Below are 23,185 nucleotides of genomic sequence, written 5' to 3'. Positions count from 1 at the left end.
TGCGCCGCGAACAAAGCGTGCGATGCAAAACGCTGGGGACTGCTTGCGAGCCCAGCGCGGCGCCACGCTTTTATTGCTGCCGATTCTAGAAGCCATGCCGTCGGGTAGGTGAAACGGTGCTGTCGCTTCTGTAACCTTAGGTAACCCTCATATGAATGTGCACACGTTCGCCGTATTCGCATGAATCACGCGCGCCGCTCGACACGGCGACGCAGTGCTGAATTTTTCGCCATCGACGCCGATAACCAGAGACAGGCACCGCTTAGCACCGCTCAGCGCCGCAATTCTGGAGAACGATTCCGATGGCAGACGACCACCGTGCCAATACCGAACGCCACACCGAACGCAGCAACCTGACGAGCTCCAACAAGTTCGAGCTGCTGCTGTACCGCCTCGGCCACGTGCCGGGCAGCGACGCGCATGAGCTGTATGGGATCAACGTGTTCAAGGTGCGCGAAATCTCGACAATGCCGACCATCACGCCGATCGCCGGATCGTCGCCGTACGTAATGGGCGCGGTCGACATTCGCGGGCAGATCATCCCCGTGATCGACCTGCCGCGGCTGATGGGCTGCGAGCCGACGCGCGGCCTGAACATTCTGTTGGTCACCGAATTCGCGCGTTCGACGCAGGCCTTTGCGGTCGAAGAAGTCGACGAGATCGTGCGGCTCGAATGGAACCAGGTGCTGTCGGCCGATGGCTCGGCGGGCGGCAAGCTCGTCACCAGCATCGCGCGCATCGACGGCAATACCGGCGACTCGCGGCTCGCCCAGGTGATAGACGTCGAGCAGGTGTTGCGCGACGTGTTCCCGTCGCAGCATCCGAGCGTCGATCCGGCCTCGGTCGGTGAAGCGCTCGGCATCCGCCCCGGCGCGAAGATCCTCGCCACCGACGACTCCGGCTTCGCGCGCAAACTGATCGAGCAGGCGCTCACCGCGATCGGCGCCGACTACATCATGACGAAGACCGGCGAGGAAGCGTGGCAAACGCTGCAGCAGGTCGCACGCGAAGCGCAGCAAAAAGGCGGGCGCGCGAAAGACACCATCGCGCTGGTCTTGACGGACCTGGAGATGCCGGAGATGGACGGCTTCATGCTGACGCGCAAGATCAAGGCCGACGCACGCACGCGCGATATTCCGGTGCTCATCCACTCGTCGCTGACGGGCGCGGCGAACGAGGCGCATGTGAAGAACGCGGGCGCGAACGGCTATGTCGCGAAGTTTGCGGCGAGCGAGCTCGCCGATGCGATCCGTCAAGCGCTGGGCTTCACGCCGGAGAAAACGGCGGCGGCTTGAGCCCTCGCGTGTCGAGCGACGAAGCGGTTCGCCGCGCTCAACGATGCGTGGCAAGCTCGATCGAGAAGTCCATCCGGCCGATCTCGACGCCCATCGTGTTGAGCCGCTTCGGTGCATGAAAGCCGTCGAGCGTCGCGCGTTGTTCAGGCGTGCCGATATCGAGCACCGCGAGCAACTCGGCAGTGACCGCGTAGAGCGCGGCGGCATTGCCGTCCTCGATCTTCAGCGCGATGCCTAGCGCGCCCTTCGCACCCAGCCGAGCAGTTTGCCGCGACGCGCGCACGCCGATCGCATAGCTGCCGTCCGCACCAACTTTGCCGACCAGCGCGCCATCGAAAGCCTGCATCAGCAGCGTGCAGAAGCGCCCTTCCCCGCCGACCAGTTCCGGGTACGACGTCATCGCGCGATAGATGCGCGCGAGCGCGGCCGTGCGCGGCGTCGTCGCGGCAGCTTCGGCTTCCTGTTGATCCTGCGCCGCCGCGAGCTTCGCGAACAGACGCGCGAGCCGGTCAAGCGGAAACGCCGGGGTTGGCAGATTGCAGCCGTCGATCGCCCATTGCACGCCGTCGTCCGGCAGATCGCACACGCTCGCGACCGTCTGCTTCACGCGCACCTGCAACGGGTGCCCGGGCAGTTCATAGCCGGCGAGCGCCGCGCCGATCGACCGCGCGCCGGCCAGCATGCCCGCGTGCTTGCCCGAACAGTTGCTGCACACGCCGGTGGGCGTAAAGCCACGCCGAATCCAGTCGACGTGCACCGCGTCCGACAACGGCGGATGACCGCCGCAACGCAAATCGGCCTCGCTCGCCTGCGCTTTCGCGAGCATCGCGCGCGTGCGTTCGATATGACGCGGCTCGCTGCTGTGCGATGCGCACATCAGCGCGAGATCGGCTTCGTCGAAACCACAACGCTCGAGCGCGCCGGTTTCGAGCACCGCGAGCGCCTGGGCCGGCTTCGCCGCGGAACGCGCGAGCGTCATGCGCGCGGCGTCGCCGAACGAATACAGCAGACGGCCGTCCGCATCGACGACCACGACATGCGCCAGATGCGTGTTCTCGATGGATTCGCCGCGATAGATCGTCGCCGCGACCGGCGCGGCAGCATGCAGTTCAGATTGGCTCATCGGTATCGTCTCCGCGTCGTTAAATTGATCGGGCGATGGCGCCCAAGGGCTGGCAATCGATCAGGCGCTCGCCGCGAGCGCCTCTTCGCGCTCGAGCGTGCGCGTGTGCCGCAGTTCGGGAAAGAACCGCATCCACAACAGCGCGATGGCGATCGTCGCGACGCCGCCGACCAGCACCGCCGGCTGCGCGCCCCACCATCCGGCAGTCAGGCCCGATTCGAACTCGCCCAATTGATTCGACGTCCCGATGAACAGCGAATTGACCGCGCTGACGCGGCCGAGCATTTCATCGGGCGTGCGCAGTTGCACGAGCGACAGCCGCACCACCACGCTGATCGTGTCCGACGCGCCGAGCACCATCAGCGCGAGCAGCGACACGAGGAAGTGATGCGACATCCCGAACACGATCGTCGCGATGCCGAACGCGATCACGCCGCCGAACATCGCCGCGCCGGGCCGGTTGCGCAATGGAAAATGCGCGAGCCAGATCGTGCCCGCGAGCGCGCCGATCGCCGTGCCCGAGCGCAACAGGCCGAGACCGATCGGGCCCGCGTGCAGCACGTCGCGCGCGAAGATCGGCAGCAACGCGGTCGCGCCGCCGAACAGCACCGCGAACAGATCGAGCGACAGCGCCCCGAGAATCACCGGCTCGCGACGAATGAACGCGATACCCGAGAAAATCGATTCGAGCGTCACGGGCGCGCGGCTCGCCGGCTTCACTTGCAGCGGAATGCTCCACACCGACGCCGCCGCGGCCGCGAACGACAGCGTGCACGCGAGGTACGCAGCACCGGGACCGATGCCGTATAGCAGACCACCGAGCGCGGGCCCGGCGATCTGCGCGGTCTGATTGGCGGACGTGGACCATGCGGTCGCCTTCGGCAGATAGCCGCGCGGCACGACGGCCGGCAGCAGCGACGACACGGCCGGCGATTCAAACGCGCGTGACGCGCCAACGCAGGCAGCCAGCACGTAGATCACCGGCGCGCTGATCCAGCCGCTGAAGGTGCCGATCGCGAACAGCAATGCAGCAACGCTTTCAAGGCTCTGACAGACGGCGGCGATGCGGCGGCGATCGTAACGATCGGCGACATGGCCGACGACGAGCGTCAGCAGGAACATCGGCAGAAACTGCGCGAGACCGACGAGGCCAAGCGCGAACGCGCTATGCGTGAGCGCGTAGATATGCCAGCCCATCGCGACGGCAAGCATCTGGAACGACAGCGACGACAGGATGCGGGTGCACCAGAAACGCTGGAACGGCGGGTGTTTCGGCAGGCTGAAATGCGGGGAATCGGCGGGATCGGTGGAAGCTGGGGGCATCAGTTGTTGCTCGTGACGAGGCGCATCGGGGCGTGGATCGGGCGGGCGCTAGTTTAGAGCAAGATCGGGGGGGGTGCAGGAAGGCGGCTGGCACGGGCGGCGTGATGGGGGGCGTTTCTGTACTCACGTCGAAAGACTTGGCGCAATGACCTGACAGCATGATCGGAGATCGGTTGGTTCACGGCCCGTTCGACTGCATATATCGATGCCTCGTGCATCGATGCGAGAAGCCGACCCGGTTGCGGCTATGATTGTGTGCGTTGGGCGGCCGCCCGTCCGGTGGAATTCTCGTTCACTCTACCGGCCAGCATCACCGCCTGACACTCGAACTCCCGGAGGGCATCGAATGGTACTGGCGTGGCTCGTCCTACTTCCATTCATGGCCGCGGCGCTGATTGCGCTCACGAGGCGGCGCGCCGCCGCGCTCAGCACCTGGATCGCGTTCGCGACGGCGCTGTTCGGCTGCGGGCTGCTACTGAGCGAACGGGTAGGCATGGCCGACCACGACGTGCTGCAGTGGCGCCGTCAGTGGGTGCCCGACATCGGCCTCGCGCTGTCGCTGCGACTCGACGGCCTGTCGTTCATGTTCGCGTTGCTCGTACTCGCGATCGGCCTGCTGATCTTCATCTACGCTAGCTACTACCTCGCCGGCAGCGATGCGTTGCCGCGTCTGTACCTGCAGCTTCTGCTCTTCATGGGCGCGATGCTCGGAATCGTGCTGTCGAACAACCTGCTACTGCTCGTCATCTTCTGGGAACTGACGAGCCTCGTCTCGTTTCTGCTGATCGGATTCTGGCCTTCGCGGCCCGACGCGAGGCGCGGCGCGCGCATGGCGCTCACCATCACCGGCGCGGGCGGGCTCGCGCTGCTTGCGGCGGTGCTGCTGCTCGGCCACGTATGCGGCAGCTACGAGCTGAACGACGTGCTCGCCCAGCTAGACAAGGTGCAGCACGATCCGCTCTATCCGGCGATTCTGCTGCTCACGCTGTTCGCGGCGTTCACCAAGTCGGCGCAATTTCCTTTCCACTTCTGGCTGCCGCACGCGATGTCGGCGCCCACGCCCGTGTCGGCCTATCTGCATTCGGCGACGATGGTGAAGGCCGGCGTGTTCCTGCTCGCGCGTCTCTATCCGGTCTTCGAAGGCACCCCCCTGTGGGCGTACACGGCGACGGTGGCCGGGCTCGTCACGCTCGTCGGCGGCGCGGGGATGGCGTTGATCCAGCGCGATCTGAAGGGCCTGCTCGCCTATTCGACCATCAGCCATCTCGGCCTGATCGTGCTGCTGTTCGGTCTCGACACGCAGCTGTCGACCGTCGCCGCGCTTTTTCACACGGTCAACCACGCGGTGTTCAAGGCGTCGCTCTTCATGGCGGCGGGCATCGTCGATCACGAAACCGGCACGCGCGATCTGGGCCGCCTGCGCGGCCTGCGCAGGTACATGCCGCATACGGCCTTGCTCGCGAGCGTGGCGTCGCTGTCGATGGCCGGCGTGCCGCTGCTCAACGGCTTTCTGTCGAAGGAAATGTTCTTCGGCGAAACGCTCGCGCAAAGCATGTTCGGGTCGCTGAACCTCGCCGTGCCGGTCATCGCGATCGCGGCGGCGGCGCTCTCGGTGGCGTACTCGCTGCGTTTCGTCTGGGGCGTGTTCTTCGACGGCGAAACGCCGCGCGACCTGCCGCACTATCCGCCGCACGAGGCGCCGCGCTTCATGAGGCTGCCGGTCGAGATTCTGGTGGCGCTGTGCCTGCTGATCGGCCTGTTCCCGCAGCAAAGCATCGGCAGGCTGCTCGAGTCGGCCGCGTGGGTCACGCTCGGCGGCAAGCTGCCCGACTACAGCCTGAGCCTGTGGCACGGCGTCAACACGCCACTCGTGATGAGCGTGGTGTCGTTCGCGGCGGGCGCGGCGCTCTTTTTCCTGCGCCGCAATACGTTCCGCCACCGTCGCACGGCGCTCACCGAGTTGAACGCGAGCGAGATCTTCGACCACTTCGTGCAGCGTCTCGAACAGAGCGCCGGCGTGATCGTGCGCGTGTTCGAGACGCGCTCGCTGCCGGCCTATCTCGCATGGCTGATCGCGGCGATGCTGATCGTGCCGGGCGTGCCGCTCGTCGCGCTCGACACGTGGAGCGGCAGCCACACGCGCCTGCCGCCCGATCCGTTCACGCTTGGCGGCCTCGTGCTGATGGCATTGCTCGCCGTCGGCGTGGTGCTGGTGCGAGCGCGCACGCTTTACGCGCTGGTGATGCTGAGCACCTGCGGCCTGCTCGTGTCGCTCGCCTTCGTGCGCTTCTCCGCGCCCGATCTCGCGCTCACGCAGATCTCCGTCGAAGTGGTCACGATCCTGCTGCTCGTACTGGCCGTCTATTTCCTGCCCGCGCTGCAACGTGTCGTCGAGCCGCTCCCCGTCCGGCTGCGCAACGGTGTGCTCGCGCTCGCGGGCGGCGCACTGCTCGGCGCCGTGGCGTACAGGGTCATGACGAGCGCACCGCTGCCGGGCATCGCACCGTACTTCCTCGCCAACGCGCTGCCCGGCAGCGGCGGCCACAACGTCGTCAACGTGATCCTCGTGGATTTCCGCGGCTTCGATACGATGGTCGAAATCAGCGTGCTCGTGGTCGCTGGGCTCGCCGTCAAGGCGCTCCTGCGCGGGCTGCGCCTGAAGTCGCCCGAGGCGGGGCCGGACGGCCGGCCGTGGTCGTCGCAGTCGCATCCGCTGATGCTGGCGATCCTCGCGCGGCTGATGCTGCCGCTCACCGTGCTCGTCGCCGTGTTCGTGTTCCTGCGCGGCCACAACCTGCCCGGGGGCGGCTTCATCGCTTCGCTGATCATCTCGATCGCGCTGTTGCTGCAGTACGTCGCGAGCGGGGTGCTGTGGACCGAGTCGCGCATTCACCTCAACTACCGCGCGCTCGCGGGCCTCGGCATTCTGATCGCGGCGGCCACGGGGCTCGGCAGCCTCGCGTTCGGCCAGCCGTTTTTGACCAGTGCGTTCGGGCATCTGCACGTGCCGCTGATCGGCGAAATCGAACTGTCCACGGCGATGCTGTTCGATCTCGGCGTGATGGGCGCGGTAGTCGGCACGACGCTCACGATCGTCTCGCACCTCGGCGTGCGCGACAAGGACATGCAGTCCGTGGAGAAAAGCTGATGGAAGCCGCCTTTGCCATCGCGATCGGCGTGCTTTGCGCGTGCGGCATCTACCTGCTGCTGTGCGCGCGCGTGTTGCCGGTGATTCTCGGCATCACGCTGTTCTCCTATGCGATCAACCTGTTCCTGCTCGGCATGGGCCGGCTCACGATCGGCAAGCCAGCGGTGATCACGGCGGGGGCGCAATACGTCGATCCGGTGCCGCAGGCGCTCGTGCTGACGGCCATCGTGATCGGCTTCGCGATGACGGCCTTCACCGTGGTGCTCGCGCTGCGCTCGTTTGCGAGCACCGGCAACGATCACGTCAATGGCGAGGAGACGCTCGGCGAATGAACCACGTCCTCCTGCTCCCGATCCTGATTCCGCTCTTTTCCGCAGGCGTCATCGTCGCGCTGCCGCTGCGCGCGAAGCGCCTGCAGCGCGCGCTGAACGCGCTCGCCATCATCGCGCTGCTGCCCGTCGCGTGCCTTTTGATGGCGCGCGCCGCGCAAGGCGAGATCGCCAGCTACGCGCTCGGCGCATGGCCCGCGCCGTTCGGCATCGTGCTGGAACTCGACCGGCTCGGCGCGCTGATGCTGGTGCTCACCGCGGTGCTCGCGGTCTGCTGCCTGCTCGGCACCTCGAGCGAGGACGCGAGGCGCGGCCGCTATTTCCGCGCGTTGTTCCAGTTCGAGCTGATGGGCCTGAACGGCGCCTTCCTCGCAGGCGATCTCTTCAACCTGTTCGTGTTCTTCGAATTGCTGCTGATCGCGTCGTACGCGCTGCTGCTGCACGGTGGCGGCGCGCGACGGGTGCGCAACGGACTGCACTATCTGTTGCTGAACCTCGTCGGCTCGTCGTTCTTTCTGGTCGCGATCGGCGTGCTCTACGGCGTCACGGGCACGCTGAACATGGTCGACATGGGCGAACGTCTGGCGCGTCTCGGTCCCGAGACGCTGCCGCTCGCGCAGTTCGCGGGCGCGACGCTGATGCTGGTGTTCGGCCTCAAGGCCGCCGTGTTTCCGATGTCGTTCTGGTTGCCGCAAGCCTACCGCAGCGCCATCGGCCCGGTGGCCGCGCTGTTCGCGATCATGACCAAGGTCGGCATCTACGCGATGCTGCGCTGCGATGCGCTCGTGTTCGGCGCGGCCGGCGGCGTGCTCGATGCGTTCATGCATCAGTGGGCATGGTGGCTCGCGATCGCGACGATCGTGTTCGGCGCGCTGGGCGCGCTGGCGGTGTCGAGTCTCAAGACCACGACGGGCTATCTCGTGCTGGTTTCGGTGGGGCTGCTGATCGCGGCGATCGCGCAACAGACGCCGCTTGCATGGAGCGCACTGCTCTACTACCTGATCAGCACCACGCTCTGCACAGGCGCGCTGTTCCTGCTCGCCGACACGCTCGAACCCGAGCCAGCCCCGGGACCGCGCGCCGCCCATGCCGCCCAAGCCGCTGTTTCCGCCGACGCCAATGCGGATGCCAACGCGATCGAACCCGGCTCGCTCGAAGCGCTAGACGACGCGGCCGCCCTGGCCTTCTCGCCCGACCCCGACGGCGAGGCGCTGGCGACGCTGGCGCGCGTACAGCCGCCGCAGGTCGAGACGGCCGGCGCGCTCGCCGTGCTAGCCGCGCAACCGGCTCACGCCGAAGCCGAAGCTCCGGTCGACGCAGCCCCGCGCACGCGTGCACCGTGGCCATCGAACCTTGCGGCGCTGCTCTATCTGATCGCCGCGGTGGGTGCCGCGGGCCTGCCGCCGCTGTCTGGCTTCCTCGGCAAGGCGATGGTGCTGGCCGCCACCCCGGCTGGCGCGGCAGGCGTGCTGTGGCCGGCTGTACTGTTGTCGAGCCTGCTGTCGATCGTCGCGCTGAGCCGCACGGGCACGCGCCTGCTGTGGGCCGCGCCGGCCGCGCGCGCCGCCGCCGGCGAGGAGGAGCGCGCGCCGCGCGGCAGCAACGCGAAGCTCGCCGCCTGCGCGGCCCTGCTCGGCTGCATCGTGGCCATCACGCTCGGCGCGGGGGCGGTGCGGCACTACCTGACCAATACCGCTGCGCAGCTATTCGATCGCGCCGCCTATGTGCACGCGATCCTGCCCGCGCCGCGATCTTCGCCACCAGCGGCCGCCGCGCCCACGGCCGACGCTCAGGGAAACTGATGATGCTGAAAAGGCTCTTCCCCCACCCGTGGCTCACCGTATTGCTGATCATCTGCTGGGTGCTGCTGATGAACGACGTCTCGCCGGGCAATCTGCTGCTCGGCGCCGTGCTCGGCGGCGTGATCTCCTTTCGCGTCGCCGAAGGCTTGTGGCTGCGGCCTATGCGCTTCGGCCGGCCATGGCTGCTCGTGCGTCTCGCCTGGCATGTGCTGGTCGACATCATCGTGGCCAACATCGAGGTCGCGCTGCTCGTGCTCGGCCCGACGAAACGGCTGCGCCCGGCTTTCATCGAAGTGCCTCTCGACAGCACCCACGAGATCGCGCTCACGGTGCTCATCAGCGTGGTCTCGCTGAGCCCCGGCACGCTGTGCGCCGAACTCAGCGACGACCGTACGCGCCTCACCGTGCACGTGCTCGACCTCGACGACGAAGCGGCTCTCGTCGCGCTGGTCAAATCCCGTTATGAAGCCCCTTTGATGGAGATCTTCGCATGCTAGCCATCGTGATTCCGATCTCGCTCGCGATCCTCGGCATCGCGTTTCTGCTCACGCTGTGGCGCCTTGTGCGCGGTCCGTCGCTGCCCGATCGCATCGTCGCGCTCGACACGCTGAACATCAATGCGATCGCGTTGATCGTCGTGTACGGCATCAGCCTGCGCTCGACGGTTCTCTTCGAGGTGGCGCTGCTGATTGCCGTAATGGGTTTCGTGGGTACCGTCGCGCTCACGAAGTACCTGCAGCGCGGCGACATCATCGAACTCAACTAGCGTGAGGTATGCCGATGGAAACCTTTGTCGAAGCGATCGTTTGTTTGCTGCTGCTCGTCGGCAGTCTGTTTACGCTGATCGGAGCGGTCGGGCTCGCGCGACTGCCTGATTTCTTCATGCGACTGCACGGTCCGACCAAGTCGACCACGCTCGGTGTGGGCGGCATCGTGCTCGCGTCGGTGGTGTATTTCAGCGCGCATAACAACTTCGCGAGCCTGCATGAGTTGCTGATTCCGGCGTTCCTGTTTCTTACCGCGCCGATCAGTGCGCATATGCTGGCCAAGGCTGGGACCCAGCAGGGGGTGCCGCTGTGGCGGGCGACGCGGGGGCGGCCGCCTGCTACGGGGGCGAGTGCGACCCGGGGGGATACGGGAGAGTTGCGGCAGCGGGATGAAGGGTGAGCCGTGAGGCTTGCCGAGCGTCGCGTCGTACTTGACGTTGATGCGCAAGCTGCATGTCGTCAAGCATCGGCAAACGCATGTGTTTGACTCGATGATCGCGCCACGCGATAAGCGTTGGGCGACCTGGCGGTGGACGAGGTGATGCCAGCCAAGCAGAGTGTCCTCGCGAGCTTCAGCTTGCGATACAAGAAGTCGATAATCGTTGCTTCTTTGGTAATGGGGCGCTTTTGTGTAGTTTTTGCAGAAAAGTGCCACTGCAACTGGAATCCTTTGTAAATCGATGCTGAGCTCGTCCTGGACGCATACCCGAATGGTCCCCCGAAAGGGAGGGATTCCAGATCCCCCCAATCTCGCTACGATGGTTACGACCGGGGAGGTGTCATGGACAATCTGTTTTTTCGCCGCGTTTTGCTGGTCGAAGACGAGGGGCTAACGCGCTCGGCGATGAAAAGCCTGATCCTCAGTTCGGAACCGACGCTCGATATCGATGAAGCCGGCAGCTACGACGAAGCCGTCGAACGGTTGCAGCGCGACTCCTATGACCTGATCTTTCTCGACTATCAGCTAGGGCGCGAGCACACCGGGCTCGAGTTGTTGCATTGGGTACAGCAGCAGGAACTGTCGTTACACGTCGTCATGCTCTCCGCGCGCGACGATCGCGAAACGGTGCTCGACTGCATCAAGAATGGCGCGGGTGGCTTCATTTCGAAAGCCAGCGAAGAAGGCGGCGCGGTATTTCGCGAGGCCCTACAAACAATTTTGAACGGACGCGTGTACCTGCCCAATAGCGTGCTCGGCAAAGGCGGACACACACCACAAGCGCCGGCGCCCAGCAAAGGCATTCCGATCGACTCGCTGAATCTGCCGCCGCGACTCGCGCAGACCTTGCGCTACGTGCTGCATGGACTATCGAACAAGGCGATCGCGCGAAAAATGAGCATCACGGAAAACACCGCGAAAGAGTACATCAGCGATCTGTTGAGCCGCTTCAACGTATCGCGACGTACTTTCCTGATCGTCGAGATGGCGCGCCGCGGCATCGAGATTCCCACCCCCGCGCAAGCATCGGCAACCTGAGGTGCTGGTATACGCAAGCGCTGTGCGCAACTGCTAAACGACACTGCGTTGACGGCTTGCCAGTTCGACCATGCGCGCCGCCAACGTATCGGCGGAAAGCGGCTTGCTGAGTATGCAACGCTCCGGTAAAACGCCATCCGCATTGATGCCCGCCTCGCCGGTGATAACGAGACACGGCACCGGCCGCGGCAATTGCGCCGCGATCAAATGGACCACGTCGTGCGCCGTGTGCCGCTCGGGCAGCCGATAGTCGGTAATCACAAGATCGGGCAAGCGTTCGATCGTATGCGCTAAGGTCTCCAGTTCAGCGAGTGAATTCGCGGAATCGAACAACACGCCCCACTGCACGAACAACGCCTCGGTCGACGCGCGCACCAGCCTGTCGTCTTCGACCAGCAGGACATACAGGCCGCGCAACGAAGCCCGCGAAGGCGCGACGTCGGTAATCGGCACGGCCACTTCAGCGCCGACTTGCGCAACCGGCAAACGAATTGAAAAGCGCGAGCCTTTCCCCTCGATCGACTTGAACTCCATCCGGTGACCTTCCATCAGCGACACCGCGGCATTGACGATCGATAGCCCGAGGCCCAAGCCTTTTTCCCGATCGCGTTCGGGATTGCTGATCTGCACGAAGGGTTGGAAAATCGCGTCCCAATGCTTCGACGCGATACCGATGCCGTTATCGACGACATCGACGCGCACGTAATTCTGCATGCGCACGATCGCGACGATGACGGCGCAACGTCCGGCCTTCGCGCGATCCGCGTACTTGATGCCGTTTGAAACGAGATTGCTCAGCACGCGCGGAATCCAGTCGGCGTCGGTCCTGACCATCGCGCAGTGGCGGCCGCCGCGCGAGTAGCGCAGTTTCACGTCGAGACTCGCCGCGAACGGCGCCAGTTGCTCGACGACATCCTGTGCGACGCGGTCCAGATCGACCCCTGAATAGCTCGGTTTGACGTGGCCCGACTCGAGCTTCGACAGATCGAGCACGGCATTGAAGAGCCGCGCGCTCAGCGCCGAAGCCTTGCGTGCATCGCCTATGAGTGCGGTAGAAGTCTCGATATCGCGCTTCGCGAGCGCCTCGTCGGCAGCCGCGAGGAACATGTTCAGCGCGTGCATCGGCTGCCGCAGATCATGCGCCGCCGCCGCGAGAAAGCGCGATTTGGCGCGGCTCGCCTGCTCGGCTGCCTCTTTCTGCTGCTCGCGCAACGCCATCAGCGCATCCGAGCGCGTCTGCTGCTCGCGGCGCGCCTGCTCCAGATCCTGATGCTTGCGCCCGAGCTCCGCGTTGGCTCCCTGCAGCGCGTCATTGCTGTGCGCGAGCGCCTGCACTGCGAGGTAGCGATCGCGCACGTGCCGCTCCGCATTTACGTTCACGCTATGTCCGATCACCACGACGTTTGCGAGGTAGAACATGCCCGCCCAGAAGAGGTCCGGGTCGATTCCCTGCGACACGAGTTGGGCCAGCAGGATCGCGCCGGTTGCGCCGAGCGTCAGCAGTAACGTCGCCTTCGCGCGCAAACGCAGAAAACCGAATTGATAGAACAGGATCAGGTAGAAGCCGACAAAGAAATGGGTGTAGTTGAAAGGCCGTGGCGCGAGGAAAGTCTGCACCGTCAGGCAGACGAACATGATCGCCATCCCGGACAGCATGACTCGATGCGCAGTTTCATCGCGCACGAACGTCGGCCGGAACGACAGCACGATCGCAGCCGTTGCGGCGAGCGTGCCGGCGACGCGGAAAAAGAAGATCTCGGCGAAATACGGCCGGAATGCCTCGCTGTGACGCGCAAGACTGATCTCCCACCAGCCGAAGCACATCCACACGAGCGTGCCGAGAATGATCGCCGCACGGCGGAAATCGGCGAAACCGCGCCCATATTCGATGGTGAACTGGCGCTCGACCTCGGGATCGGCAAAACGCGCGGGCCAGCACAGCGTTTCGACGAGCCGCGCGATGAATGTCGCGAGCGCGGGCTGCTGTTGCAGGCGTTTCCAGGCAGAAGCCTGCGGCAAGCTGAACAGGTTCATCGTCGTTGGTCGCGATCGGCGCTGGCCGGGCGCGTTGAAGGTAGCTCAATCATTCTAGGACGCGCCTTCCCTCCGAACAATCGGCGCAGCGGCAACCGCCCTAGCAGCGCAAGTCTTGGACGATCAAGTCCGCGGCTTTTTTCACTGAACATGTAAATCGCCGACGCGAGGACATAGCCGGGAATGCGCGGAAATGCCGAGGCATGCACCCGCAATCCCTCGGTTTTCCTCATACGGAAGCGGCTGTCGGGTACGGCCAGGAGTGAGCGGTCTTTGCATCGATGCTTCGCGCTGATCGCTCATTCGGCAAGCAATCTCTGCGTGCTCGGCCTGCAATTGATACGGCTCCGCTTGGGGGGAGACGGTCCCTCCGGAGTGCGGGTTTTGCTCGACGACGGTTCGGCCGATAGTGAAGCTCATCGAGAGACGGCCGCTCCTCGACCGAACGTACCGTTTGACACCCCTCAACAGCACGAATGGACGACCCTTACAGCGCGGCCAGCAAGGAGGTACTTAACATGAAAAGCCCTCGTATCACACGCGCGGTGTTCGCCTTCGCAGCACTCATGACGCTCGAAGCGGCGTGCAGCATAGGTTTGGCTGCCACACCTGTAGCGGGTGTCGTCGGGGCGGGTGCGGATGCATCGGTGACGGCGAACATGGACTCCCATGGCGCCCATCCAGCGGACATCAACGAAGGCCCGCTTACCCTCACTCTGCTGACACCATCAGGCGGAACGTCGCGGCTCACTTACATCCATGAAGACGGTTGGCGGCTTGAGGACCGCGCCGTGCCATTGAAACAGGACGAAGCGCGAATCACCCCCGCGTCGACGGAGCGACAACAGGAGGCGGCAAGATCAGAGCGGCCCATAACCGTTTTCATCGACGGTCCAACGGGCTTCACGTATGTTTGGGTGGCCGATCAGGGATGGAAGTTCGTCGGCCGGTTGTCCGACCGGAATCGATGATCGATTGCATGTGTCGAGTGGGGATACCTCGATCGCCGTCAGTTCACAGCAGAGATCCGACTGGGTCGAAATAAACCACGAACCGGCTGTGTCGAGGAGTGGAGATCGTTGAATGCGTTGCCTTTCAGTCGACCGCAAATCGGGCAGCGTGCTCGCACGTAAGGCGCGGCAAAACCGAGGGGGAAGCGAAGTTATCGACGGAACCGAAGCGGGTGCGGCTGCTGCACTGAGCAATCAATGGTGCATGGTGTGTCGGGTGGCGGAGAGAGGGGGATTCGAACCCCCGATAGGCTATTAACCTATACACGCTTTCCAGGCGTGCGACTTAAACCGCTCATCCATCTCTCCGGCGGGGAGCCGAATTATAGCAAACTTCGCGCCCTGCGCCACACCCCCGCCCAAGCCGCGCGAAAACTGCCTACGGATGCCGGATATAGTCGACCAGCGCGATCGTATAAGCGTCCGCCTTTCGATCGATCAAACTCACCCCGATCGCCACGAGAAACCCCGCCGGCACGCCGAACACGCCCGAGCTGATCGGCTCGATGCCGAACCAGCGCGCGCCCGTGAAACCCGTCATCTGCGTGAAGAACGGATACGTCGAGACGATGTAGTAGATGCACACGACGAGCCCCGCGACCATCCCCGCCACCGCGCCGAGACGCGTCGTGCGTTTCCAGAACACGCCGAGCACGAGCGCCGGAAACAGACTCGACGCCGCCAGCGAAAACGCCGCCCCGACCAGAAACAGAATATTCCCCGTATTCAGCGACGCCACGTACGACGCGAACAGCGCGACACCCAGCAGCAGAATCTTCGAGATCGTCACGCGCCGCTGGCTCGACGCGTTCGGATCGACCATGTGGTAGTACACATCGTGCGACAACGCATTAGCGATCGTCAGCAGCAGACCGTCCGCGGTCGATAGCGCCGCCGCCAGCGCCCCCGCCGCGATCAAGCCCGACATCACATACGGCAGCCCCGCGATCTCGGGCGCCGCGAGCACGACCATATCGGGCTGCATCTGGATCTCGCTCCAGCGCACGATGCCGTCGCCGTTCGTATCGGCAAGGCTGATCAGGCTCGGTTCGACCTTGCGCCATTGCATCAGCCACTGCGGCAGGTCGGCAAAATGATGGCCGACCAGATTCGACAGGATCTCGTACTTGATCAGCACCGCGAGCACCGGCACCGTCAGATAGAACAGCGCGACGAAAAAGAGCGTCCACCCCACCGAGCGGCGCGCCGACGCCACCGACGTCGTCGTGTTATAGCGCGTCAGGATATGCGGCAGGCTCGCCGTGCCAAGCGACAGACACAGCAGCAGCGACAAAAAGTTTCGCGCATGCGTACTCCGGTCTTCATCGCCGACAGCAGGAAATGGTTCCTGCATCGGCACCGGGGCGGTCGCCCGCATCAGCATATCGTCGCGCTTCTGGCTCCAGACGATCTGCGCGGCAGCGGCATCGCGCGGAAACTGTTCGAGCGCGCGCTCGCGCTCCTTGATCTCGCGCAACGGACCGTTATGGCGCCGCAGGTCGCCGACCTCCTGCGTGAGTCGCTGCTTCTCGTCGATGAACGATTGCGGCAGCGTATCGAGCCGCATCTGCATCAGCGCGGCACGGCGTCGATAGTCGTCGCGCACGCGCTCCTCGAGCGGCGCGTCGCGCACCTGTTTCTCGAGCGCTTCCATGCGCTCCATCAGGCGCCCATAGCTGAATTGCGGTACCCAGCCGAGGCCGTCCTTGTGCGCGATCATCGACACCGGTATCAGCATCGCGAGGATCAGGATGATGTACTGCGCAACCTGGGTCCACGTCACGGCGCGCATGCCGCCCAGAAACGAGCACACCAGAATGCCCGCGAGCCCGCAGAAAATCCCGACCGCGAAATCGACGCCGATAAAGCGCGTCGCGATCAGCCCGACGCCCTGGATCTGTGCGACCAGATACACGAACGAGCACAGGATCGCGGCGAGCGCCGCGAGGCCGCGCACCGCGTTGCTCGAATAGCGCGTGCCGAGAAAGTCGGGAATCGTGTAGCGCGCGAGCTTGCGCACATATGGCGCGAGCAGGAACGCAACGAGACAATAGCCGCCGGTCCAGCCCATCAGGTACGCGAGGCCATCGTAGCCGGTCGCGTAGATCGAGCCCGCCAGGCCGATGAACGACGCGGCCGAAAGCCAGTCGGCCGCCGTCGCCATGCCGTTGAACGCCGACGGCACGCGCCGCCCCGCCACGTAGTATTCGACCAGATCGGACGTGCGCGACAGCACGCCGATCACCGCATACACCGCGATCGGCACGAACAGGAACACATAGCCGATCCACACACCGGGACCGGTGCTGCGCTCGATGCGCCACATCACATAGACGAACAGCAGAAAGCCGAGCGTATAGAGTGCGTACGAGCGGATCAACCGATGCGTGAGTTTCATCGGCTCAGCGTCCGCGCGCGGCCGGCGCGTCCGTGTCCACGTTGACATCATCGTTCGCGTCGCGGGTGGAATCCGCGGCGGGACCGCTTGCGGCATCGCGCTGCGAATCCGCTTCGAACGCGCGCTGCAACTGACGATCGGCGCGCTGCATCAGCACGATATAGACGACGATCAACGCGAGGTAGATCAGGATCGCGCCCTGCGCGCCAAAGTAGAACGGCAGGCTGAAGCCGCCGACGCGCAACCGCGCGAGCGTGGGCGCCAGCAATGGCACGACGAAGGAGACGAAGAAGCCAAGCGTCATCAGCACCGCGATCAGCGCGAGGTTGAAACGCCAGTACTTGCGATGCGCGAGCGCCATCGCCACCGAGACCGGTGGCGGTTCGGGCGGGGGGTTCAACGTAGCATGGGAGGATAGGTGCGGCGCGGCCATGCGCCTATGTATCAAAAAGGCAACGGCGAAGCAATTAGGATTGTCCGCGCAACGCCGCGATGCAGGCCGCCCGCTCGAATCTCGGCTCCGCGCGGCACGCCCGCAAGTGTGTCGATCGACACACCGCCGCGGGCCGCGCAGACCCGGTTACAACGCTTTAAATCGACTCGCCGAGCTGGTCGAGAATCGCCGGGTTCTCCAGCGTCGACACGTCCTGCGTGATCTCCTCTCCCTTCGCGAGCGAGCGCAACAGACGACGCATGATCTTGCCCGAACGCGTCTTCGGCAGGTTCTCGCCGAAGCGGATGTCCTTCGGTTTCGCGATAGGACCGATCTCCTTGCCGACCCAGTTGCGCAGTTCGTTCGCGAGCTTGACGGCCTCTTCGCCTTGCGGACGCGCACGCTTGAGCACGACGAACGCGCATACCGCCTCGCCGGTCGTCGCATCGGGGCGGCCCACCACGGCAGCTTCCGCGACGAGCGGATTGGCGACCAGCGCCGACTCGATCTCCATCGTGCCGAGTCGATGGCCCGACACGTTCAGCACGTCGTCGATGCGGCCCATGATCGTGAAGTAGCCGGTTTCCTTATCTCGCACCGCGCCGTCGCCGGCGAGATAAAGCTTGCCGCCGAGCTCCTCGGGGAAGTAGCTCTTCTTGTAGCGGTCCGGATCGCCCCACACGTTGCGCAGCATCGCCGGCCACGGACGCTTGACCACCAGAATGCCGCCCTGCCCGTTCGGCACGTCCTGGCCCGTTTCGTCGACGACCGCGGCCATGATGCCCGGCACAGGCAGCGTGCAAGAACCCGGCACGAGCGGCGTCGCGCCCGGCATCGGCGCAATCATGTGGCCGCCGGTCTCGGTCTGCCACCATGTATCGACGATCGGACAACGGCCGCCGCCGACGTTCTCGTAGTACCACACCCACGCTTCCGGATTGATCGGTTCGCCGACCGTGCCGATGATGCGCAGCGTCGACAGGTCGTAGCTCTTCGGATGCACTTTCGCGTCGGCCTCGGAGGCCTTGATCAGCGAGCGGATCGCAGTCGGTGCCGTATAGAACAACGTGACCTTGTGCTTCGCGATCATCTGCCAGAAGCGCCCGGCGTCCGGATAGGTCGGTACGCCTTCGAACACGACCTGGGTGCCGCCGAGCGTCAGCGGTCCGTACGTGATGTAGCTATGGCCGGTGATCCAGCCGATGTCGGCGGTACACCAGAACACGTCGGACGGGCGCCAGTCGAAGGTCCACTTCAGCGTTTGCGCGGCCCACAGCAGATAGCCGCCGGTGCTGTGCTGCACGCCCTTCGGCTTGCCGGTCGAGCCCGACGTATAAAGGATGAAGAGCGGATGCTCGGCGTCGACCCATTCGGGCGCGCACTGGTCCGACTCGCCCTGCGTGAGTTCGTGCATCCACAGGTCGCGCGCCGCGTCCCACGCGACCTTGCCGCCGGTGCGCTGGTACACGATCACGCTCTTGACCTTTTCGCAGCCGCCGAGCGCGAGCGCTTCGTCGGCGATGTTCTTCAGCGGCAAGGCCTTGCCGCCGCGCATCTGCTCGTCGGACGTGATCAGCGCGACCGCGCCGACGTCGACGAGCCGCTCGTTGAGCGACTTCGACGAGAAGCCGCCGAACACGACCGAGTGCGTCGCGCCGATGCGCGCGCACGCCTGCATCGCGACGATGGCCTCGATCGACATCGGCATATAGATGACGACCGGGTCGCCCTTCTTCACGCCGCGCTTTTTCAGCGCATTCGCGAAGCGCGATACACGTTGCAGCAGATCCTGATAGGTGACGTTGGTGACGGTGCCGTCGTCGGCTTCGAACACGATCGCGACGCGCCCGCCGTTGCCGGCCTCGACGTGACGGTCGATGCTGTTATACGACGCGTTCAGCTGGCCGTCTTCGAACCACGTGTAGAACGGCGCCTTCGACTCGTCGAGCACCTTCGTGAATGGCTTGTGCCAACTTAGCGTCTCCTTCGCAAGACGCCCCCAAAAGCCTTCGTAGTCGCGCTCCGCTTCGGCGGCGAGCGCCCGGTACGCGTCCATGCCGGAGATAGTGGCACCCTTCGCCGTGTCAGCGGAGGGCGGAAAAACGCGGCGTTCCTGAAGAACCGATTCAATCGCAGACATCGACAACCCCTTGGTGAAGATGAAAAACGTAAAACCTGTACCGGCGCGCGTCGCGCGCGCCTTATCCTGTTCGAGCCGCCACGAGCGGCGCTGTCTCCCACCTCGCAATGCCGTCAAACGCGTGTGCGTGCGGCATCGCAACATCCGTGCATGCGGGCGCCCTGCTCGCCCCCTAACCCGCGTCAAGGTTCAACCTTAAGCGCCGCAACTTACCGGCCACTTACGCGCATCGTGTTGATCTACAAGCGAAAACCCTTAGATCGGGCGAGCCATCGAGGCGCTTGCGCGTTGATCAGACGAGATCCGCGCGGAAAAGATCGCCCGTTCTATCGAGCGTGCCATGTTCAGCCGCAGCACACCGCATGCCGTTAATGCGAACTCGATGCACCGCCAGGTCGCCCGCTTTCGCACACTTACGCTCTCTGGCACGGCCTCTTACAATGCTAACTGAACTAGCCGTCCGGATTCCAGCTTGAATCGCTACGCCCTGCTTCTGATTACCTCGATGCTGCTGGTCGGCAGCAATGTCGGAATCGGTAAATCGATCGTCGCCTTCGTCCCCGTCCCGTTGTTCGCGCTGCTGCGTTTCGTGATCGCGATGGCCGTGCTATGGCCGCTCCTGCGCGCGACCAAACTGCGCCGCGTCAAACGCGACGAATGGATCAACCTGTTTTTGCAAGCGTTTTTCGGCACCTTCGGCTTCACGCTGCTGATGCTCAACGGCGTCGCGCGCACCAGCGCGGTCGCGGCCGGTGTGATTACGAGCACGATTCCGGCGGTCGTCGCGCTGCTGTCGTGGCTGATCCTCAAGGAGCGGCCGGATGGCCGCGCGCTCGCGTCGATCGTGCTGGCGATCGTCGGCGTCGTCGTCATCAATGTCGCGCACGTCGAGGCGGGCGAGGCTGCGACGGCCAGCACCGGTTCGCTCGCGGGCAACTTCATGGTGCTCGGCGCCGTGTGCTGCGAATCGCTGTACATCATCCTGTCGCGCCGCCTCACGCAGACGCTCGCGCCGATCGACATCTGCACGTACACGCATCTGTTCGGCCTGTTGCTGATGCTGCCGCTCGGCGCCGGCGCGCTCGCGCATTTCGACTATCGCGCGGTGCCATCGAGCGTCTGGATGCTGGTTCTTTGGTACGGGCTGTCGGCCAGCATCTTCTCGTTCTGGCTGTGGATGAAAGGCATCCGTCACGTGCCCGGCAGTCTCGCCGGCGTGTTCAGCGCGGTGCTGCCGGTCGCCGCGGCGCTCTACGGCATCGTGTTCCTCGGCGAGCGGCCCACGCTCCCGCACGGCATCGCGCTTGCCTGCGTGGTCGCCGGTATCGGCCTCGCGAGCCTGAAGGCGCGCAGCGTGCCGCCGGTCGCATCGTAATTCCGGTGTGGCAGGCTCGCTGCCCGCCGCAGAGCAGCAGATCCGACCGACGCTGTACAATACGGCGCCCGACGCGAGTCCCGCGATCCTTCGATGGCCGCCCCCGCACTGCCGTCGGCGCGTGGCCCGTGTTCCGTCACCCCCGCTTCATCTGACCGTTGCCTATGTCCGCTCCGCGACCCGCCTCCGCCCGTCCGCGCCGCCCTATGCGCGCGCTGCCCCACCTGGTATTCATGAGCCGTTGGCTGCAGGTTCCGCTATATCTCGGACTGATCGTCGCGCAGGCAGTCTACGTCGTGCTATTCCTGAAGGAAGTCTGGCATCTCGTCTCGGACGCGATGAAGCTCGACGAAACCAGCATCATGCTCGTCGTGCTGGGTCTGATCGACGTGGTGATGATCTCCAACCTGCTGATCATGGTGATCATCGGCGGGTATGAAACGTTCGTGTCGCGCCTCGGCCTCGACGGTCATCCCGACGAACCGGAATGGCTCGATCACGTGAATGCCGGCGTGCTGAAAGTGAAGCTGTCGATGGCGCTGATCAGCATCTCGTCGATCCATCTGCTGAAGACCTTCATCAGCCCCGACCAGAACACGACGCACACGATCATGTGGCAGGTGATCATCCACGTCACGTTCCTCGTTTCCGCGCTCGTGATGGCGTTCGTCGACCGCCTTACCACGCACACGCATCCCAAACATTTCGAAGAGCCCGCGGCATTGCACGCCGTGGGCGGCATCAAGGTTTCCACTCCCCTGAAGGCGCAAGACTGACCGCACCGCGCTGCGATCCGACAACAAGCGCCTCCCCACTGAGCTAGCCATGACCGTCATCAAACAGGAAGACCTGATCCAGAGCATCGCTGATTCGCTGCAGTACATCAGCTACTACCATCCGCTCGACTACATCGAAGCGCTCGGCCGCGCGTACGAGCTCGAACAGAGCCCGGCCGCGAAGGACGCAATCGCGCAGATCCTGACCAACAGCCGCATGTGCGCCGAAGGCAAGCGCCCGATCTGCCAGGACACCGGCATCGTCACGGTGTTCGTTAAGGTCGGCATGGACGTGCGCTGGGACGGCGCCACGATGAGCGTCACCGACATGATCAACGAAGGCGTGCGCCGCGGTTACCTGAACCCGGACAACGTGCTGCGCGCATCGATCGTGAGCCCGCCTGAAGGCGCGCGCAAGAACACCAAGGACAACACGCCGGCCGTGATCCACTACGAGATCGTGCCGGGTAACACCGTCGACGTGCAGGTCGCGGCCAAGGGCGGCGGCTCGGAGAACAAGTCGAAGTTCGCGATGCTGAACCCGTCGGACTCGATCGTCGACTGGATTCTGAAGACCGTGCCGACGATGGGCGCCGGCTGGTGCCCGCCGGGCATGCTCGGCATCGGCATCGGCGGCACCGCTGAAAAAGCGATGGTGATGGCGAAGGAATCGCTGATGGACCCGATCGACATTCAGGACGTGATCGCACGCGGCCCCAAGGACTGGATCGAAGAGCTGCGCGTCGAGTTGCACGAGAAGGTCAACGCGCTCGGTATCGGCGCGCAGGGCCTCGGTGGTCTGTCCACTGTGCTCGACGTGAAGATCATGGCCGCGCCGACGCACGCCGCGTCCAAGCCGATCGCGATCATCCCGAACTGCGCGGCGACCCGCCACGCGCACTTCACGCTCGACGGTTCGGGCGTCGCCAAGCTCGAAGCGCCGTCGCTCGACGCATGGCCGAAGGTGCACTGGGAACCGAACACGGAAACCAGCAAGCGCGTCGACCTGAACACGCTGACGCCGGAAGAAGTGGCCGGCTGGAAGCCGGGCCAGACGCTGCTGCTGTCGGGCAAGATGTTGACGGGCCGCGACGCCGCGCACAAGCGCATCGCCGACATGCTCGCGAAGGGCGAGAAGCTGCCGGTCGACTTCACCAACCGCGTGATCTACTACGTCGGCCCGGTCGATCCGGTGCGCGACGAAGCGGTCGGCCCGGCGGGCCCGACCACCGCGACGCGGATGGACAAGTTCACCGAGACGATGCTCGCGCAAACGGGCCTCATTTCGATGATCGGCAAGGCCGAGCGCGGCCCGGTCGCGATCGAGGCGATCAAGAAGCACAAGGCCGCGTATCTGATGGCTGTCGGCGGCGCCGCGTACCTCGTGTCGAAGGCGATCCGCAGCGCGAAGGTGCTCGCGTTCGAAGACCTCGGCATGGAAGCGATCTACGAGTTCGACGTGCAGGATATGCCGGTCACGGTCGCCGTCGATTCGAACGGCACCTCCGTGCACCAGACCGGCCCGAAGGAATGGCAGGCCAAGATCGGCAAGATTCCGGTCGCCACGGCTTGATGAGTCGCAATCAGCGCCACTCAGATCAGTCGAAAAAGCCGGGGCCGCTGTCCCGGCTTTTTTTTTTGCCGCGCATCGTGCATACGCGAGGCGCCGTCTGTTCGAGGCCGCGAACGGCGCCAAAAGTTGTGTCGGATTCTTGGCTTTTTTGGGCATGGCGTTTATTGTTGTTGGAAATTCAA

The 23,185-nt window shown here is 64.6% G+C and carries 18 protein-coding genes and 1 tRNA gene; 12 read left to right on the top strand and 7 right to left on the bottom strand.

Annotation, left to right across the window (positions count from 1 at the left end):
• The first annotated feature begins 302 nt into the window (after positions 1-302).
• Entirely contained in the window at positions 303-1,295 is a 993-nt protein-coding gene (locus BC1002_RS05210; RefSeq protein WP_013089019.1) for a chemotaxis protein, read from the top strand.
• 37 nt (positions 1,296-1,332) lie between these two features.
• Here BC1002_RS05210 and BC1002_RS05205 read toward each other — a convergent pair whose 3' ends face one another.
• Together BC1002_RS05205 and BC1002_RS05200 are read right to left on the bottom strand one after the other, a co-directional pair.
• A complete protein-coding gene (locus BC1002_RS05205) occupies positions 1,333-2,418 on the bottom strand; it encodes an asparaginase (RefSeq protein WP_013089018.1) in 1,086 nt (361 codons plus the stop codon).
• Between the two features lie 60 nt (positions 2,419-2,478).
• Positions 2,479-3,741 (bottom strand): MFS transporter, encoded by a 1,263-nt coding sequence (locus tag BC1002_RS05200; RefSeq protein WP_013089017.1) that lies wholly within the window; start codon positions 3,739-3,741, stop codon positions 2,479-2,481.
• A gap of 346 nt (positions 3,742-4,087) precedes the next feature.
• On the opposite strand from BC1002_RS05200, the gene BC1002_RS05195 reads away from it, so the two are divergent.
• The 7 genes from BC1002_RS05195 (at position 4,088) to BC1002_RS05165 (ending at position 11,264) form a co-directional block, all read left to right on the top strand.
• On the top strand, positions 4,088-6,889 hold the full coding sequence (locus BC1002_RS05195) for a monovalent cation/H+ antiporter subunit A (RefSeq protein ID WP_013089016.1): 2,802 nt from the start codon (positions 4,088-4,090) through the stop codon (positions 6,887-6,889).
• Positions 6,889-7,221, top strand: a complete 333-nt coding sequence (locus tag BC1002_RS05190) for a Na+/H+ antiporter subunit C (RefSeq protein ID WP_013089015.1) — start codon at positions 6,889-6,891, stop codon at positions 7,219-7,221. Before BC1002_RS05195 ends, BC1002_RS05190 begins: the two co-directional genes overlap by 1 nt.
• Complete coding sequence (locus BC1002_RS05185) at positions 7,218-9,020, top strand: monovalent cation/H+ antiporter subunit D (RefSeq protein ID WP_013089014.1); 1,803 nt, start codon at positions 7,218-7,220, stop codon at positions 9,018-9,020. Before BC1002_RS05190 ends, BC1002_RS05185 begins: the two co-directional genes overlap by 4 nt.
• 2 nt (positions 9,021-9,022) lie before the next feature.
• On the top strand, positions 9,023-9,517 hold the full coding sequence (locus tag BC1002_RS05180; RefSeq protein WP_041734316.1) for a Na+/H+ antiporter subunit E: 495 nt from the start codon (positions 9,023-9,025) through the stop codon (positions 9,515-9,517).
• A complete protein-coding gene (locus BC1002_RS05175; protein WP_008922284.1) occupies positions 9,511-9,786 on the top strand; it encodes a K+/H+ antiporter subunit F in 276 nt (91 codons plus the stop codon). Before BC1002_RS05180 ends, BC1002_RS05175 begins: the two co-directional genes overlap by 7 nt.
• 8 nt (positions 9,787-9,794) lie before the next feature.
• Positions 9,795-10,187 (top strand): Na+/H+ antiporter subunit G, encoded by a 393-nt coding sequence (locus BC1002_RS05170; protein WP_063822907.1) that lies wholly within the window; start codon positions 9,795-9,797, stop codon positions 10,185-10,187.
• A gap of 381 nt (positions 10,188-10,568) precedes the next feature.
• Positions 10,569-11,264 (top strand): response regulator, encoded by a 696-nt coding sequence (locus tag BC1002_RS05165; protein WP_013089011.1) that lies wholly within the window; start codon positions 10,569-10,571, stop codon positions 11,262-11,264.
• 33 nt (positions 11,265-11,297) lie between these two features.
• Here BC1002_RS05165 and BC1002_RS05160 read toward each other — a convergent pair whose 3' ends face one another.
• Entirely contained in the window at positions 11,298-13,298 is a 2,001-nt protein-coding gene (locus BC1002_RS05160; protein ID WP_013089010.1) for an ATP-binding response regulator, read from the bottom strand.
• Between the two features lie 518 nt (positions 13,299-13,816).
• On the opposite strand from BC1002_RS05160, the gene BC1002_RS05155 reads away from it, so the two are divergent.
• Entirely contained in the window at positions 13,817-14,269 is a 453-nt protein-coding gene (locus BC1002_RS05155; RefSeq protein ID WP_013089009.1) for a hypothetical protein, read from the top strand.
• A gap of 257 nt (positions 14,270-14,526) precedes the next feature.
• On the opposite strand, the gene BC1002_RS05150 is transcribed toward BC1002_RS05155, so the two are convergent.
• The 4 genes from BC1002_RS05150 to acs form a co-directional block, all read right to left on the bottom strand.
• A tRNA-Ser gene (locus BC1002_RS05150) sits at positions 14,527-14,617 on the bottom strand.
• Between the two features lie 70 nt (positions 14,618-14,687).
• Positions 14,688-16,706, bottom strand: coding sequence for a sodium:solute symporter family protein (locus BC1002_RS05145; RefSeq protein ID WP_013089008.1), 2,019 nt, complete (start codon positions 16,704-16,706; stop codon positions 14,688-14,690).
• Between the two features lie 4 nt (positions 16,707-16,710).
• The gene (locus BC1002_RS05140) at positions 16,711-17,139 is read right to left on the bottom strand and encodes a DUF4212 domain-containing protein (RefSeq protein ID WP_013089007.1); all 429 of its coding nucleotides are present in this window, start codon (positions 17,137-17,139) and stop codon (positions 16,711-16,713) included.
• Positions 17,140-17,296: 157 nt separating this feature from the next.
• Positions 17,297-19,279, bottom strand: a complete 1,983-nt coding sequence (gene acs / locus BC1002_RS05135; protein ID WP_013089006.1) for an acetate--CoA ligase — start codon at positions 19,277-19,279, stop codon at positions 17,297-17,299.
• Positions 19,280-19,751: 472 nt separating this feature from the next.
• On the opposite strand from acs, the gene BC1002_RS05130 reads away from it, so the two are divergent.
• The 3 genes from BC1002_RS05130 (at position 19,752) to BC1002_RS05120 (ending at position 23,003) form a co-directional block, all read left to right on the top strand.
• Positions 19,752-20,654 (top strand): DMT family transporter, encoded by a 903-nt coding sequence (locus BC1002_RS05130; RefSeq protein ID WP_013089005.1) that lies wholly within the window; start codon positions 19,752-19,754, stop codon positions 20,652-20,654.
• 164 nt (positions 20,655-20,818) lie between these two features.
• Complete coding sequence (locus tag BC1002_RS05125) at positions 20,819-21,430, top strand: TIGR00645 family protein (protein WP_083788675.1); 612 nt, start codon at positions 20,819-20,821, stop codon at positions 21,428-21,430.
• Between the two features lie 49 nt (positions 21,431-21,479).
• Positions 21,480-23,003, top strand: coding sequence for a fumarate hydratase (locus BC1002_RS05120; RefSeq protein ID WP_013089003.1), 1,524 nt, complete (start codon positions 21,480-21,482; stop codon positions 23,001-23,003).
• Positions 23,004-23,185 lie beyond the last annotated feature (182 nt).

This window comes from Paraburkholderia atlantica (assembly GCF_000092885.1).
Classification (GTDB): Bacteria; Pseudomonadota; Gammaproteobacteria; order Burkholderiales; family Burkholderiaceae; genus Paraburkholderia; species Paraburkholderia atlantica.
This window is presented reverse-complemented; position numbering and strand designations above follow the sequence as displayed.